15 protein-coding genes are annotated in these 16,960 nt (G+C 34.7%); 6 read left to right on the top strand and 9 right to left on the bottom strand.

The features are described from left to right. Positions 1-3: 3 nt before the first annotated feature. Positions 4-1,122, bottom strand: coding sequence for a vWA domain-containing protein (locus QWY90_RS06695; protein WP_290285099.1), 1,119 nt, complete (start codon positions 1,120-1,122; stop codon positions 4-6). Positions 1,123-1,193: 71 nt separating this feature from the next. Continuing rightward, the gene (locus QWY90_RS06690) at positions 1,194-2,477 is read right to left on the bottom strand and encodes an MFS transporter (protein WP_290285098.1); all 1,284 of its coding nucleotides are present in this window, start codon (positions 2,475-2,477) and stop codon (positions 1,194-1,196) included. Positions 2,478-2,636: 159 nt separating this feature from the next. Here QWY90_RS06690 and QWY90_RS06685 point away from each other — a divergent pair, with 159 nt between their 5' ends. Further along, the gene (locus tag QWY90_RS06685; RefSeq protein WP_290285097.1) at positions 2,637-3,212 is read left to right on the top strand and encodes a pentapeptide repeat-containing protein; all 576 of its coding nucleotides are present in this window, start codon (positions 2,637-2,639) and stop codon (positions 3,210-3,212) included. 90 nt (positions 3,213-3,302) lie between these two features. Here QWY90_RS06685 and QWY90_RS06680 read toward each other — a convergent pair whose 3' ends face one another. The 6 genes from QWY90_RS06680 to glyA all read right to left on the bottom strand — a co-directional run bounded on the left by QWY90_RS06680 (position 3,303) and on the right by glyA (position 9,727). Then, on the bottom strand, positions 3,303-4,343 hold the full coding sequence (locus tag QWY90_RS06680; protein WP_290285096.1) for a GMP reductase: 1,041 nt from the start codon (positions 4,341-4,343) through the stop codon (positions 3,303-3,305). Between the two features lie 209 nt (positions 4,344-4,552). Continuing rightward, entirely contained in the window at positions 4,553-5,146 is a 594-nt protein-coding gene (locus QWY90_RS06675) for a MiaE family protein (protein ID WP_290285095.1), read from the bottom strand. A 76-nt stretch (positions 5,147-5,222) separates the two neighbouring features. Then, positions 5,223-5,900 (bottom strand): ABC transporter ATP-binding protein, encoded by a 678-nt coding sequence (locus tag QWY90_RS06670; protein ID WP_290285094.1) that lies wholly within the window; start codon positions 5,898-5,900, stop codon positions 5,223-5,225. A 76-nt stretch (positions 5,901-5,976) separates the two neighbouring features. Continuing rightward, a complete protein-coding gene (locus QWY90_RS06665; protein WP_290285093.1) occupies positions 5,977-7,233 on the bottom strand; it encodes an ABC transporter permease in 1,257 nt (418 codons plus the stop codon). Beyond that, on the bottom strand, positions 7,233-8,324 hold the full coding sequence (locus QWY90_RS06660) for an efflux RND transporter periplasmic adaptor subunit (RefSeq protein ID WP_290285092.1): 1,092 nt from the start codon (positions 8,322-8,324) through the stop codon (positions 7,233-7,235). Before QWY90_RS06660 ends, QWY90_RS06665 begins: the two co-directional genes overlap by 1 nt. Positions 8,325-8,452: 128 nt before the next feature. Further along, complete coding sequence (glyA, locus tag QWY90_RS06655) at positions 8,453-9,727, bottom strand: serine hydroxymethyltransferase (RefSeq protein ID WP_290285091.1); 1,275 nt, start codon at positions 9,725-9,727, stop codon at positions 8,453-8,455. 108 nt (positions 9,728-9,835) lie between these two features. Between glyA and fahA the strand changes: the two genes are divergently transcribed. The 5 genes from fahA (at position 9,836) to QWY90_RS06630 (ending at position 15,783) form a co-directional block, all read left to right on the top strand. Next, the gene (fahA, locus tag QWY90_RS06650) at positions 9,836-11,119 is read left to right on the top strand and encodes a fumarylacetoacetase (protein WP_290285090.1); all 1,284 of its coding nucleotides are present in this window, start codon (positions 9,836-9,838) and stop codon (positions 11,117-11,119) included. Positions 11,120-11,246: 127 nt separating this feature from the next. Continuing rightward, positions 11,247-12,329, top strand: coding sequence for a glycine cleavage system aminomethyltransferase GcvT (gene gcvT, locus QWY90_RS06645; RefSeq protein WP_290285089.1), 1,083 nt, complete (start codon positions 11,247-11,249; stop codon positions 12,327-12,329). 98 nt (positions 12,330-12,427) lie between these two features. After that, positions 12,428-14,455 carry a S41 family peptidase gene (locus QWY90_RS06640; RefSeq protein WP_290285088.1) on the top strand — a complete coding sequence of 676 codons (2,028 nt, stop codon included), beginning with the start codon at positions 12,428-12,430 and terminating at the stop codon, positions 14,453-14,455. 105 nt (positions 14,456-14,560) lie between these two features. Then, positions 14,561-15,271 (top strand): YebC/PmpR family DNA-binding transcriptional regulator, encoded by a 711-nt coding sequence (locus QWY90_RS06635; protein ID WP_290285087.1) that lies wholly within the window; start codon positions 14,561-14,563, stop codon positions 15,269-15,271. 92 nt (positions 15,272-15,363) lie between these two features. Continuing rightward, positions 15,364-15,783 carry a hypothetical protein gene (locus tag QWY90_RS06630; RefSeq protein ID WP_290285086.1) on the top strand — a complete coding sequence of 140 codons (420 nt, stop codon included), beginning with the start codon at positions 15,364-15,366 and terminating at the stop codon, positions 15,781-15,783. Between the two features lie 62 nt (positions 15,784-15,845). Here the strand turns inward: QWY90_RS06630 and capA are convergent, their stop codons facing one another. Next, positions 15,846-16,886 carry a cysteate synthase gene (gene capA, locus QWY90_RS06625; protein WP_290285085.1) on the bottom strand — a complete coding sequence of 347 codons (1,041 nt, stop codon included), beginning with the start codon at positions 16,884-16,886 and terminating at the stop codon, positions 15,846-15,848. Positions 16,887-16,960: the final 74 nt, after the last annotated feature.

Below are 16,960 nucleotides of genomic sequence, written 5' to 3'. Positions count from 1 at the left end.
ATCTTATTTAATTTTCTTCTTTCTATTGGTTTCATAATCTTCAAAAATCATCTCTCCTAACCCTTTTAATCCGGTATAAAAAGCCTTTCCTTGGTTGGCTTCGGTAAAGCGATTTACAAACTTTTGCAGATATGGATCATTGGCAATCATAAAAGTCGTTATTGGGATATGCAATTTTCTGGCTTGAGCCGCCTGACTGTAGCATTGCTCTACGATGTATTCGTCTAGTCCGTTGCTATTCATATAATAGGTTCCGTCTTTTTCCCGAATGCAGCTTGGCTTACCATCAGTTATCATGAAGATTTGTTTGTTGGTATTGCGTTTTCTACGCAACATATCCATGGCTAATTGTAATCCGGCAACGGTATTGGTATGATAAGGTCCCACTTTTAAATACGGCAAATCTTTAATCGTTATTGGCCACGCATCGTTTCCAAAAACAAGAATATCGATGGTATCTTTTGGATAGCGGGTAGTAATTAATTCTGCCAAAGCCATAGCTACTTTTTTGGCCGGAGTAATTCGGTCTTCGCCATATAAAATCATACTATGACTAATGTCAATCATTAAAACGGTACTCATTTGGGCTTTGAATTTTGATTCTTCCACCACCAAATCGTTTTCTGTCAATCTAAACTCTTCTGCACCATTATTGATTTGAGCATTTTTTAAGCTCTCGGTCAGCGATATGCTTTCAAGACTATCGCCAAAATGATATTCTCTGAATTCACCTGTCTGCTCATCGCCACTACCGGAGTATTTGGTCTTATGATTTCCGCTACCGGAACGTTTTAAATTTCCGAAAATTTGATCTAAAGCTTGCTGACGGATGGCTCGTTCTGTTTTTGCAGTTATCGCTGTTCCCGATGAACCATCGTCTTTGAGTTCGTCTCGGATATATCCCTTTTTCTTTAAGTCTTCAATAAAATCATCTATGGTATAACTGGCATCTGTGAGTTTGTATTCGATATCTAGTTGCCGTAACCAATCAATGGCTTCGTCAAAATCTCCTGATGTATGTGTAATTAACTCCTTAAAAATTTCGAATAATTTATCAAAAGGAGATTGAAAGGGTGCTTCGTATGTTTTAAATAAAAACCCTTTTTTTGTATGCTTTTCCATAATTTTTAAAATTACACTATAGTGTTCAAAAAGTAGATAGAACGACTATTAATTTTTAGTTAAAGTCAAAATCAAGGCTTCTTTTTTTCCTCGAATTCAAATTCCCGCAACTGAGGCGCTTTAAAGAAAGTAATTGCTATGACTCCCATAGTCAAACAACCGCCAACTACAACGGCTCTAACTGTTCCCAGCCAATGCGCCATTACCCCGCTCTCGAAATCCCCGAATTCGTTAGAAGAACTCACAAATATGGTATTTACTGCCGAAACTCGGCCACGCATATCATCGGGCGTAACCAACTGTAATATCGTACTTCGGATAACAACACTGACAGCATCAAACATTCCGGATAGAATTAACATCACAACCGATAAATAAAAATTTGTAGAAATTCCGAAAACAATAATAGATAGCGCAAATCCGGTCACACATAAAAAGAGTTTTTTACCCGGTTTGTTTTTTAAAGGTAAAAAAGCTAATAAGCCCAATGTAATCAATGCTCCTATTCCCGGAGAAGCTCTAAGAATACCAAAACCAATTTCGTTTACATGCAGAATTTCTTTTTGATATACAGGCAGTAAAGCTACAGCTCCACCAAACAATACGGAAAACATATCCAAACATTGCGCAGCCAATAACGTTGGTGTTCGCAATACAAAACGCAAGCCTTCGGCCACACTTTGTAAAACAGGCTCTTTTATTTTGTTTAATATTGGTTTAACCGAAATAGATAGCAATGGAATAAACAATAGTATTTCAATACAAACGACTGCAAAAAGTCCAGCAGCGATTCCTTTCCAAGCAATAAAGACTCCAGCTACCAAAGGTCCTAAAACCGAACCCATTTGCCAAGACATACTGCTCCAACTAGTTGCATTAACATAATGTTCACGAGGAACTACTAATCCAAATAAAGAAAACATTGACGGACTAAAAAACGAACGAAGCACGCCTCCCAGAAATACAAATCCATAAATAATTAGCACTATGTTGGAAACAGAAAGATACTCACTTGCTATTGGTATGCTAATTAAAAAAAGAGAAATGCCAATTATTATGTAACCCGTCAAACATAAGAGTACCATTTTTCTTTTTTCATTTAGGTCAACATAATGGCCCGCAAATAAAGAACAACCTATAGCAGGAATAACTTCGGCAAGCCCCACATAACCTAATGACAATTTACTATTGGTAATATGATACACCCAATAATACAAAATGGTTGTTTGCATATATAACGCAAATAAGATTCCAAAACGAGCCGTAAGAAAGGATTGAAATTCTTTGATTTTAAGAGAAGGGTTTTTATAAAAAAAACCGGAGGTCTTTGGTGTAGTATTGTTTTCTTTATCCATAAGTTATAAAATCGGTTGGGATAACTTCGTAAATTTAGTGTTTTGCAAGAAACAAAAAATAACCTTTGCGCTATTTATGATTATATTGAAATAAACTGAATTGATGTTTGGCACAGTAACCAAATAAATTATTTAGTTTTACAAACTTTAAAACCATCTATGTCCTCTGATTATATACTTGACGAAAAATTTGATGCTATCTTCTTTCTCGAAGCCGATATCAAATACAAAGAATACGAAAACTGTACCTTCTACAATTGTGATTTCACCGATTGTACGTTTCAAACGGTCTCTTTTGTAGATTGTAATTTCTTTGATTGCAATTTTAAAGACACAAAAATCAATTACGTTTCGTTACGCGGTGTTCAGTTTACCAAATGTGATTTCACTGCAGTGAATTTTGCCATGACAGACCAAGTCATTTATGAGTTTAACTTCAAAGATTGCTTGTTGGATTATGCCAAATTCTATTCCTTGAAGCTAAAGAAAATGCAGTTCATCAATTGCAGTATGATTTCGGTAGATTTTATGGCAAGCGATTTAACCGAAGCTGTTTTTGATAATTGCAATTTGCGAAGAGCTGTTTTTATTGACACTATCGCCAACAAGACTGATTTTTACACTAGTTATGATTACAGTATCGACCCAGAAAAAAACAAATTAAAGAAAGCCATTTTTTCAACGGATGGTTTGAAAGGGCTTTTGGAAAAGTATGATTTGATTGTTAAAGTTTAAAATAGCCACAGATTCACAGCTTAGTAATTCTTTTTAATCTGCGAATCTGCGGTCATAACTTTTATAACCCGAAGTTGTGCTGGGTAAGATCTACTTTGTAAACACTCGGTTTTCCTGTTCGATAACTCGGATAAACGTAGTTCGTTTGGTTAGTTCTTTTAGTTTAGAAGCGCCAACATAAGTACAGGTACTTCTTATTCCGCCAAGAATATCATGCAAAGTATCAATTACATCACCTTTAAATGGTACTTGAACAGTTTTCCCTTCACTTGCGCGATATTCCGCAACACCACCAACGTGTTTTTTCATGGCTGTTTCAGAACTCATTCCGTAGAATTGTTTGTACTTTTCTCCGTTTATTTGAATCATTTCCCCACCGCTTTCGATATGTCCGGCTAGCATTCCGCCAAGCATTACAAAATCAGCACTTGCACCAAAGGCTTTAGCCACATCACCAGGCGTTGAACAACCACCATCACTGATAATGTGTCCACCCAATCCGTGAGCTGCATCGGCACATTCAATAATTGCAGAAAGTTGTGGGTAACCAACACCCGTTTTTACTCGGGTGGTACAAACTGAGCCCGGACCAATGCCTACTTTAACGATGTCGGCACCTTCTAAAAGTAATTCTTCCACCATTTCCCCTGTGACAACATTTCCTGCAATAATTACTTTATCCGGATATTGCTTTCGTGCCTGACGCAAAAATTCAACAAAGTGTTCTGAATAGCCATTGGCTACATCGATGCAGATAAATTTTAGTTGTGGATTGTGTCCGAATATTTCAGCTATCTTTTTGAAATCGTTTTTTCCTGTTCCGGTGCTGACAGCAATATAATCGCAAATATCTGTTGGAGCTGATTTTAGAAAATCATTCCATTGTTGTACTGTATAGTGTTTGTGAATGGCAGTAAAGAGTTTTTCTTTGGCTAAAGCCAATGCCATTTCGAAAGTGCCAACCGTATCCATATTGGCCGCCATAATTGGAATGCCTGTCCAGGTAACTGTACTGTGCAGAAATTTAAATTCCCGTTCCAAACTTACTTGTGCTCTACTGTTTAAAGTGGAACGTTTTGGACGAATCATCACGTCTTTAAATCCCAGTTTTATATCGGTTTCAATTCTCATATGGCTACTATTCTATTGATTCAAATATAGAATTTTGACACAATGTTGCGTTGATTTTCTGAAAAAGTAATTAGTAATTTATCAACAGGCATTTTGTTTTAGCCTTATAAATATTTTGTCGAAGCCTTGTGAACATTTTGTTGAAGCCTTGTGAATATTTTATCGAAACCTTAGTATAAATTAATAAACTCCCAAAACACCACATTCCATTATCCGTGGATGGTTTCTTTATTACCATAATTGGCTATGACTTGTGCCTCAAAAGCAATCCATTCGCGCCAACGTTTTTCAACATCAACGCCTTTGCCATATTTTCGGGCGTATGTAATAAAAGTGGTGTAATGACCCGCTTCACTTTCCATTAATTCTCTGTAGAATTTTGAAAGCTCTTCGTCTTGTATATTTTCTGAAAGGACTTTAAAACGTTCACAACTTCGGGCTTCAATCATTGCTGAGAAAAGTAAACGTTCTACCAAACCGGAAACTCTACTTCCTGTATTGTTTTGTTTCATGTATTGTGCCAACTCATTTACATAATCATCTTTGCGTTCGCGACCGAGTTTCAGTCCACGCTTTTTGATGATATCATGTACTTGTTCAAAATGATCTAATTCTTCTTTGGCAAGTGCCAGTAAATCTGTCACTAAATCTTCGTGTTCCGAATTATTAGTAATAATCGTTATTGCATTGGTAGCTGCTTTTTGTTCGCACCATGCGTGATCAGTTAGAATTTCTTCAATGTTTTTCTCGACGATGTTAACCCATCTTGGATCGGTTGGTAATTCTAAACGTAAAACTCCCATAGTAAAGCTGCTTAAAAATTAAAGTTCAAAAATACGGATTTTGTGATTTGATAATAAAGATTTATTCGCCAAAATACTAAGAGATAATCTTTCCGTCTTCCATGGTTATGGTTCGATTGGTTCTTTTGGCAAAGTCATTATCATGCGTTACAATCAGCATGGTTTGCTTTTGTTCTAAAGTCAATTTTTGGAAAATATCAAACACTAAATCGCTATTCTTTTTATCTAAATTGCCGGTTGGCTCATCGCCCATGATGATTAGCGGATTGTTGATTAAAGCTCTGGCAATAGCAACGCGCTGTTTTTGTCCGCCACTTAATTGATTTGGCATTTTCAGAGCTTGGTCTACCATGTCTAAAGTTCGCAAATGCTCTATGGCATCGTGTTCAATTTCTTCTTCGGTACGTTTATTCAATTTCATTCCGGGTAACATGACATTTTTAAGAACACTATATTCCGAAAGCAAATAATGAAACTGAAAGACAAAGCCTATTTTCTCGTTCCTTAGTTGGGCTAACTCTTTATCAGGCTTTCCTGTAATAAGTTCTTCGTGAATGTATAATTCGCCTTCATAATCCGTATCCATTGTAGAAAGCAGATACAATAGCGTCGATTTCCCACAACCCGATTTTCCGACAATAGAAACAAATTCACCATGATCAATATTCATGTCAATCTCTTTCAACACCTGAAATTTTATTGGGTCGTAAAAGTATTTGGTTAACTTTTTGGTTTCTAAAACTGTGTTGCTCATACTACATTTTATAAATTTTAGCTACAAATATTATTTTAAATCATTAATTTGAACATTTGTGCTTTCGTGGCTATAATTATTTACCTCTAATAATTTCAACCGGATCAATTTTACTGGCTTTCAAAGCGGGCAACAAGCCTGCGATAAAAGTAGTAACTAACGCAAACGTAATTCCAATAACATAAAACAACGGATTGTAATTTATCGGATAGGTAGAAATTGTGGGAAGTGCAGCCGTATTAAAAGGAATGTTATCAATGATTTTGGTAAATACAAATCCGAATACCAATCCAAAAACACCTCCTGTAAAACCAATAATCATCGAAAGCGATATGAAAATCCATTTCACATCATTACCCGAAAATCCGGTAGCTTTTAGAATGGCAATACTATCCATCTTTTCAAAAATCATCATGTTCAGAATATTATAAATTCCGAAACCAGCCACAATTAATAAAACAATTCCAACGGCATAAGAGATTATACTTCTAACCGAACTTCCTGTTTCAAACTGTGAATTGGCTGTTTGGTAATCTATTGTGTCTAATTCAAATTTTTCATGAAATTCTTTTGCAACAACTGGTGCCGCAGTGATATCGTATAATTTAATTTGAATATCTGTAATGTAATTAGTGGCTTCACCTAATAATTTTTGGGCTGTTGCCAAAGAAGTATAACTACTGACATCGTCTATTTCTGCAATGCCTATTTGGGAAATGCCCACAATTTTTAAGGTAGCTAAATTTCCTTTTGCAGTAGTAATTTTGATAACGTCTCCTTTTACTAAAAGCATTTTATCGGCTAATCCTTTGCCTATGATTATGCTGTTATTTTGATCTAAATCTGCTATTTTACCTTTTATAATATAATCACTTAAAGTAAATAATTTTTCTTCAGCAGGAACATCAATTCCATTAATAATTCCCGAAATTTCTATGGTACCCGAATTAAAAAAAACCGGAGTAGTAATTTTTGGAGCAACATCAATAATCCGACTATCTTGCTTTAAATTGTGAATAATTGCTTTACTGTTGTATATTGATTTCCCTCTGTCTTTTGGTTTTATTGACGATACAAAATTGATGTTTTTTTTATATTTATCAGACAACATTATTGGTTGATTTTCAGAAGGTTTTATCTCGTTATATAAACGAACATGTGGCGTTCTGTTGAGCATTAAGCCATCGAGTAAATCGTTCAATCCATTCATAAAACTTACCAACGAAATGAACATTGCGATACCAAAAGTTACACCCACAGCAGCTACTATAGTTTGTTTCAATCTAGCCCGAAGCAAATGAATGGCAATATTTAAAATGAGTTTAAAGTTCATTATTTTGGCTTGTATATTGTTTCCTCAGCACCTAATCCGCTCAAAATTTCAACATGCTGATAATCATTTAAACCAATTTTTACTTTGCGTTTTTCATCTTTATTTACCAAAACATATTTGTCATCTATTAAATAGCTTTTGGGAATGGTTAAAACATTCTTTTTGGTTTGTATAATAATGTTGGCTTCTGCCGTAAGATTTGGATATAACTTTGCTGGTGGAGCATCAAAATGAGCTTCTATTTTAAAAGTTCTGGAACGTTCATCCATAATAGGATAAATTTTATCTACAGTAGCATCAAAAGCTTTCCCCTTATAACTATCTAAAGTCACGATTACCTTTTGTCCTAAATTTACTTTGACCATATCATACTCATCAACATCTAATTCCAGTAAATAGGCGTTTTTCTTTCCGATAACTGCAAGTGGTATTTGGGGTGTGATTAGTGTGCCTTCTTTTACCAAAACATCAAACAACTCACCTGAAAATGCGCTTTTCACATTAAAGTCGCTTTGTGATTTTTCGCTTATTTTTAGGTTATTGCTGTTTCTGTATTGATCATTTTTTAGCTGAATTCTTAGTTGCGATAATTGTTTTACAGCTGATTCATAATTTGATTTTGAGTTCTTATAGGCTAGTTCTACTCGCTCATACTCTACTTCGGAAATGATATTGTACTGTTTGATGTTTTTATTGCGATTGTAAACCGATTGATCCAAAGCCAATTTATCTTTAGCCGCTTGAACCTTAGTTTCCATTTCGGCTATTTTATCTTGGATGTAACGACTATTTTCATTACTCAATTGATAAGCGAGACGCGAATTTTCTGTAGTTAGAGATGCTTTATCACTTTCAATTTGGAATAAGGATTGGCCTTTAGAAATAGTTTGCCCAGCAGTTACATTGATTTTCTGTAAAACACCATTGACAGTCGAATAAACAGTATATTGATTTTCCGATTTTACAATTCCAGAAGCATAGACACTTTCGGTAATATTTCCTTTGGTAGGTTTAATTTCGGTATTCTCTTTTTTGCTGCAGCAAACAATAAAAATAAGAGAAAGACTGAGTAATAATTTGTAGCATTTCATGAATTGGCATTTATACAATTTTGACACTCAAATTTACGACAATTGCATTCTTATATATCTAACAATTATCATAAAAAAAAGCCTTCTGTTGGGAAGACTTTTTAATACTATACTATAATTTGGAAACGCTAATAAACAAAAATGGCTCTTTCGCTCATCATATCATTTACCTCGTCTGCAATTTCTTCTAATAATTCATCATTAGTAGCATTTGAAAGCACTCTGTCAATTAAATCTACTATTGTTTCCATATCACTTTCAATCATTCCACGAGTAGTGATTGCAGGTGTTCCGACACGAATTCCAGATGTTACAAATGGTGATTTGTCATCAAAGGGAACCATATTTTTATTTACTGTGATTTCTGCTTTACCTAAGGCTATTTCAGCATCTTTACCTGAAATATTTTTGTTCCTTAAATCAATCAACATCATGTGATTATCTGTTCCGCCGGAGATTAAATGATACCCTCTTTTTACAAAGGCGGAAGCCATTGCTTTGGCATTTTTTTGAACTTGCATAGCATACACAAAAAACTCATCTGATAAAGCTTCACCAAAAGCTACAGCTTTCGCCGCAATAATATGTTCTAACGGACCACCTTGATTTCCTGGAAAAACAGACATATCTAAAATATGTGACATCATTCGGATTTCCCCTTTTGGAGTAGTTAATCCCCATGGGTTTTCAAAATCTTTACCCATCATGATGATTCCACCTCTTGGTCCACGCAAGGTTTTGTGTGTAGTTGTTGTAACGATATGACAATGAGGAATTGGATCGTTCATCAATCCTTTAGCAATTAATCCGGCTGGATGCGAAATATCCGCTAATAAAAGGGCTCCAACGCTATCAGCAATTTCACGGAAACGTTTAAAATCCATATCACGTGAATAAGCCGAAGCTCCAGCAATAATCATTTTTGGTTGCTCTTTGGTAGCAATTTCTTGAATTTTATCGTAATTTAAAACGCCTGTTTCTTTCTCAACACCATAAAAACTAGGTGAATATAACTTCCCTGAGAAGTTAACTGGAGAACCATGTGTTAAATGACCACCATGAGATAAATCAAAACCAAGAATTTTATCTCCAGGTTTTAAACAAGCTGCAAATACGGCTGTATTAGCTTGAGATCCAGAATGCGGTTGTACATTAACATAATCAGCACCAAAGAGTTCTTTAGCTCTGTCAATAGCGATTTGCTCGATAACATCTACCACTTCGCAACCACCATAATAACGTCTGCCAGGATAACCTTCAGCATATTTATTTGTTAACACGGAACCAGCAGCTTCCATGACTTGATCGCTTACAAAGTTCTCAGATGCAATTAGTTCTATTCCGTGAATTTGTCTGTCTTGTTCCTCTAGAATTAGGTCAAAGATTTGTTTGTCGTGTTGCATTTGAAAATTTTTCGATTAATTGTGCTCAAAATTACAAAAATCGTTTGGTAAATTAATAGTAAATGATATATTTGATTACTAATTTTTCAACAAATAAATCAACAAATCATGCCTCTAAATACCAATAATTCAAAACGCAAATCTTGGCTTACTGTACCCGAAAACAGTGACTTCCCAATACAAAACATTCCCTTTGGCGTTTTCTTAACAAAAGAAGATGTTATCACTATAGGAACGAGAATTGGTGATTTTGCTATCGATTTGGGCGCTTTACAACAATTGAATTATTTTGAAGGTATAGATTTGACTGATGATATGTTCATGCAAGATACTTTGAATGATTTTATATCTGATGGAAAAAAAACATGGCGCTTGGTGCGGAACCGAATTGGTGATATTTTTGACCATAATAATCCAAAACTTAGAGATAATAAAGCCCATCGTGATGTTGTTATTTTCAAAATGGAAGATGTAGAAATGCAATTACCTGTTCTAATTGGTGATTACACCGATTTCTATTCGAGCAAAGAACATGCAACCAATGTTGGTAAAATGTTTAGAGATCCGGCGAATGCTTTATTGCCAAACTGGCTTCACATTCCTGTAGGTTATCACGGGAGAAGTTCGACTATAGTTCAATCGGGAATTCCGGTACACCGTCCAATGGGGCAAACGTTGCCTAATGGAGAAGAAACTCCTGTTTTTGGGCCATCCCGCTCAATTGATTTTGAATTAGAAACCGCTTTTATTACCACTGATGCTAACATAATGGGAGAAAACATTCCAGTAAACGAAGCCGAAGATTATATCTTTGGAATGGTTTTATTGAACGATTGGAGTGCTCGCGATATTCAAAAATGGGAATATGTACCACTTGGACCATTTTTAGCTAAAAACTTTGCTTCCTCAATTTCACCATGGATAGTAACAATGGATGCTTTAGAACCTTTTAGAGCAAAAGGTCCTGTACAAGAACCAACACCTTTACCCTATTTACAACAAAAAGGAAAACACACTTTCGATATTAATTTAGAAGTTTATATAGAACCGGAAAATGTGGAACCATCGTTGGTTTCTAAATCAAATTTCAAGTATATGTATTGGTCAATGTCACAACAATTAGCGCATCATACTTCTAACGGTTGCCGAATAAATTCAGGCGACATGATGGGTTCCGGAACTATTTCAGGACCAACTCCAGATAGCTTTGGTTCAATGCTCGAACTGACTTGGGGCGGAAAAAATCCAATTAAAATGAATGATGGATCGGAGCGTAAATTCATCAACGATAATGACACCGTTATTATGAAAGGGTATTGTCAAAACAGTTCTGTTAGAATTGGTTTTGGGGAAGTTTCGAGTAAATTATTACCGCCTTTTGTTAGAAAGTAGATTTGCCACAGATTCACAAATTAAAATAATAAACAATTCATATAAAATAAATTAAACCCAAATTCACAAATTCGGAATTTTAAAATCAATAAAATAATCTGTGAATCTGTGGCTAACAATAACTAAAATGAAAAATACAGCGTTAACACACATACACGAAAGTTTAGGAGCAAAAATGGTTCCGTTTGCAGGATACAATATGCCTGTTCAATATGAAGGTGTAAATGCCGAACACGAAATTGTTAGAAATGGTGTTGGCGTTTTTGATGTTTCACACATGGGTGAATTTTTACTTTCGGGTGAAAATGCTTTGGCTTTAATTCAAAAAGTGACTTCTAATGACGCTTCGGTATTGGAAATTGGTCGCGCACAATATTCCTGTTTGCCAAATAATGAAGGTGGAATTGTAGATGATTTAATTGTTTACCGAATGAAAGAAAACCAGTATTTATTGGTTGTAAACGCTTCAAATATTGACAAAGACTGGAACTGGATTTCGTCGCACAATGATTTAGATGTAGATATGAAAAACATTTCTGAAGATTATTCTTTGCTTGCTATTCAAGGTCCAAAAGCGGTTGAAGCGATGCAATCCTTGACGTCTATAGATTTATCAACGATTAAATATTATCATTTTGAAGTAGCAGATTTTGCCGGAATTGAACACGTAATTATATCAGCTACAGGTTATACCGGTTCGGGCGGATTTGAAATTTACTGCAAAAATTCAGAAGTCGAACAAGTTTGGAACAAAGTCTTCGAAGCCGGAAAAGCTTTTGGGATCAAACCTGTTGGCTTGGCTGCTCGTGATACCTTGCGTTTAGAAATGGGATTCTGTTTGTATGGCAATGATATCAACGATACGACTTCTCCACTAGAAGCTGGTTTGGGTTGGATTACCAAATTCACTAAAGACTTTACTAATTCAGAAAATCTGAAAAAACAAAAAGAAGCTGGCGTTACCAAAAAATTGGTTGGTTTTGAATTAATCGAAAGAGGAATTCCGCGTCACGATTATGAAATTGTTGATGCTAATGGTAATAACATCGGGATTGTAACTTCGGGAACAATGGCGCCAAGTTTAGGCAAAGGAATCGGAATGGGTTATGTTAAAACTGAATTTTCAGCTATTGATAGCAACATTTATATTCAAATTCGAAATAATAAAGTCGCTGCCAAAGTGGTAAAAATGCCTTTCTATAAAAAGTAGACAATGACAATCAAAATAACAATGACAATGACAATAATAAAGTAGTTAATAGCTTTCTATATTGCCATTGATATTGCCATTGAAATTCACTAAATCTTTTGTTTAAAAAAACACTAATATTAATTCTCTTACTTCCTCTTTTAGCTTTAAGTCAAAAAGAGAAAAATCCTTGTGAAACTTTAGGAAGCATAAATAAACTAATTCAGGAGAATCACTATCGTCCAAAACCAATTGACGATAGCTTATCTGTTTATGCTTTCAAGACTTTTTTAAGTCGGTTGGATGAAGAAAATAGGCTTTTCATCGCTCCCGAAATCAATGAATTAAAAAAACATGAATACCAAATTGATGATTATATCAATGCCCACGATTGTGGTTTTCTGCATGATTTTTACACCGCTTATTCAAAATCTATTACACGTTATGCTGCTATCATCGCTTCTTTAAAAAATGAGGATTTTGCTTTATCCAGCGACGAAAAAGTGGTCTTCTCTAAAAAAGCTTTTCCTTATGCCAAAGATGAAGCAGAATTAAAAAACATGTACAAAAAAAGAATTCTGTTTAATGTTTTGCGCGATATAGCTGAGTTGAGTACCAACAAAGATTCTTTATCAGCTAGTTTTGATACACTAGCATTATCCGACAAACCTAAAGTTTTTGATAAATACGAATGCAAAACGGAAAGCTACCAAATGACTGAAGATGAATTTAACGCAGTCTTTTATTCGGTTTTTTGTTCCTATTTTGATCCGCATACCGAATACTTTTCTGAGAATGATAAATCAGAATTTTTCTCAACTGTTAGCTCTGACAATCTGACTTTTGGTCTTTATGTTTCCCTATCTGATAAGGATGAAATAACCGTTGACGATATTATTCCGGGAAGTTCAGCTTATTTTAGCAATAAAATAAATGTTGGTGATCAGTTGCTAAAAATCAAATATAAAGATGAGGAGTATGAAATTGCCTGTGCTTCAATGAAAAAAATTGATGAAATCATTACTTCTAAAGATTATAAATCTGCGCTTTTTACATTCAGAAAAAAAAGCGGTGAGATATATAATGTTCGACTAATTAAAAAAATCCTGAAAGATTACCAAAACAATGTCTTTAGTTTCAAACTAAAAACAGAAAAATCCACCTTTGGTTATATCAAAATTCCGAGTTTTTATTCCACTTTTGAAAACGGAAAATCAAGTATCACGAATGATGTTGTTAAAGAAATATACAAATTAGAAAAAGAAGAAATCGATGGATTAATCATTGATATCGAGAATAATGGTGGCGGGTCAATGGAAGAAGCGGTGCGACTTTCAGGATTGTTTATTAACGATGGCCCTTTAGCAATTATGAATAATAATAAAAACGATAAAGAAATCATTCCGGATGAAATTATTGGTACTATTTATAATGGCCCGATGGTTATAATGATTAATGGATTTTCGGCCTCGGCAAGTGAATTTTTCGCCAATGCCATGCAAGATTACAATCGTGCGATTATTATTGGAAACAAATCATTGGGAAAAGCAACCATGCAACGCATACTTCCCTTAAATTCAAATAATGATGAGTTTCTTAAATTAACTTTAGAAAAATTTTACCGAATAACCGGAAAAAGTAACCAATACAATGGCATTACACCAGATGTTGAAATTCCGTTATTGTTTGACAAGCAAATGCCAAGAGAAAACAGTAGTGCAACTGCACTCAGAAATGATGAAATTCGTGGCGTTTTAAAGTATAATTATATAGAAAATACTATTTATGAGAATGCGATTGCTGCCAGTAAAAAAAGAATCGCAGAAAGTACTGATGCCATTGAAATAGAAAACCTAAATACTAAAATAAATCCTTTGTACGACGCTGATTTGCCTCCAGTACTATTGCAATTCAGTTCTGTTTTTGATAATGTAAACCAAATGAATTCGCTTTGGAAAGAAATAAAGACGGAAACTGAGAAAGTATATCCTATAACTGTTGAATTAAATGCTGCTGATATTAAAATTCAAAAGAAAGATGCCTTCATGAAAACAAATACTTTCGAGAGAATAAAAAATATTAGACAAAACTTTCACATTCTTGAAGCTACTAATATTTTATATGACATAAATAATTTAAAACCTTAAAGTGATACTTGGGTTAACAAGAAATGAATTATTTAATCATTTGCAATAACCGAATAATACCTTATTTTTGCACTCAATTTTAGCATTAAAAAAATAGTCTTAGCAATGGGAAGAGCATTCGAATTTAGAAAAGGACGAAAAATGAAACGTTGGTCAGCCATGGCTAAAGCGTTTACACGTATAGGAAAAGATATTGTAATGGCCGTTAAAGAAGGCGGTCCAAATCCGGAAGCCAATTCCCGTTTGCGTGCTGTTATCCAAAATGCCAAATCGGCTAACATGCCGAAAGAAAACGTCGAACGTGCGATTAAAAAAGCAACCGACAAGGATACGGCAAACTATAAAGAGCAGCTTTTTGAAGGTTATGCGCCACACGGAATTGCCCTTTTAATTGAAACCGCCACCGATAACAATAATAGAACAGTTGCCAACATCAGAAGTTATTTCAACAAATGTAATGGTACTATGGGAACACAAGGCTCGGTAGAATTTATGTTTGACCACACCTGCAATTTTCGTATTCCAAATAATAACGTTGACATCGAAGAATTAGAATTAGAATTCATCGATTTTGGTGCCGAAGAAATCTTTGCTGACGAAGACGGAATACTAATATACGCACCTTTTGGCAGCTTTGGAGCCATCCAAAAAGAATTAGAAAGTCGAGGTATTGAAATATTATCTTCAGGATTTGAAAGGATTCCGCAAATTACCAAAAAACTAACCGAAGCTGAAATGGCCGACGTAGAAAAATTAATCGAGAAAATAGAAGAAGATGATGACGTGATGAACGTGTATCATACGATGGAGGAATAATTAGATAATTAGACTTGATAGATTATTAGATATAAACGTTGGGCTTTGCTTGGCGTTTTTTTTGTAACTTAGTTTTCATGAAATCAAAAACTATGAAACATCTCATTTATTTAACGATATTATTTTTAACAGTAACCGCACTAACCGCACAGGAAATTAAATTAAAGGATGATGTTGTTTATTCTAGTGGTATTCCAACTTTTAGTTTTACAAAAAAAGCAATGGGGAATGAATTGTATGTTTATAAACTAAACACCAAAGAAGAGTTGTTTCATATGCTGGTAGACAATAACGGTACCGAAATCAAACAAGATGATGGTAAGAAGATAGTTTTTGAGCAACAAAAGGTTAGCATCCAATCCAAAAACTTCCGTAACAGAAAATGGGATTTCCTAATATCATTATTGCTTGAAGAAAAAGTAATCAACCCGAAAGGTGATATTAATCTCGAAAACCTAAACCGGTTTAAAGCAAAGTATGATGACAATGACGTTAACAAAACCATGCGATAAAAGAAAAACCTCCAAAAATTTCGGAGGTTTTTTTATATCTAATAATCTAACAGTCTAATAATCTATTTAATAAACTCTACTTTCTGAACTTCTTCAGCGTTGATGCTGTCAAAGAAACCTTGTTCATTCATCCAGTCATCGCTAAATACTTTGCTCATATAACGGGAACCGTGGTCAGGGAAAATGGCAATTACATTACTTTCTTCTGTAAATTCACCTTCTTCAGCATATTGCTTGATAGCTTGCATAACAGCGCCCGAAGTATAGCCAACAAATAAACCTTCTCTTTTAACAATTTCTCTGGTAGTGTGAGCACTTTCTTCATCCGTAACTTTCATGAAATGATCAATCAAGTCGAAGTCGGTAGCCGTTGGGATAAGATTTTTTCCTAATCCTTCTATTCGGTATGGATAGATTTCATCAGCATCAAACTCTTTGGTTTCGTGGTATTTTTTCAACACCGAACCAAAAGCATCAACACCTAAAATTCTAATATTTGGATTTTTTTCTTTTAAAAACTTAGCTGCTCCCGAAATGGTTCCGCCTGTTCCGCTACATGCAATTAAGTGAGTAATCTTTCCGTTGGTTTGTTCCCAAATTTCTGGACCAGTAGATTTATAATGTGCATCAATATTCAATTGATTAAAATACTGATTAATGTAAATTGAACCTTTAGTTTCTTCGTGCAAACGCTTAGCTACATTATAGTAAGAACGCTCATCATCAGCAGAGACGTGTGCAGGACAAACATATACTTTAGCACCTAAACTGCGTAGCATATCAATTTTATCTTTGGAAGATTTTGAACTAACTGCCAAGATACAACTGTATCCTTTGATAATACTTACCATTGCCAAACTAAAACCAGTATTACCTGATGTAGTTTCAATAATAGTATCTCCAGGAGAAAGAATTCCTTGTCTTTCTGCTTCTTCTATAATATATAATGCAATTCTGTCTTTGGTGGAGTGTCCTGGGTTGAAAGCTTCAACCTTGGCGTAAAAATTTCCTGGTAAAGATTGGGTGATTTTGTTGAGTCTAATTAAAGGAGTATTCCCTATTAGGCTTAATACATTATCGTGTGCTTTTATATCTTGTTTCATAAATAAACTAGTCAAGGCATATTATGAAGCCAATTTTACCGACTTCTAAACTTTGCAAATTTAATAAAATATTT

It is taken from the genome of Flavobacterium paronense (assembly GCF_030409795.1).
GTDB lineage: Bacteria > Bacteroidota > Bacteroidia > Flavobacteriales > Flavobacteriaceae > Flavobacterium > Flavobacterium paronense.
Note: the sequence above shows the minus strand (reverse complement) of the source record. Positions and strands in the feature narration are given on the sequence as shown.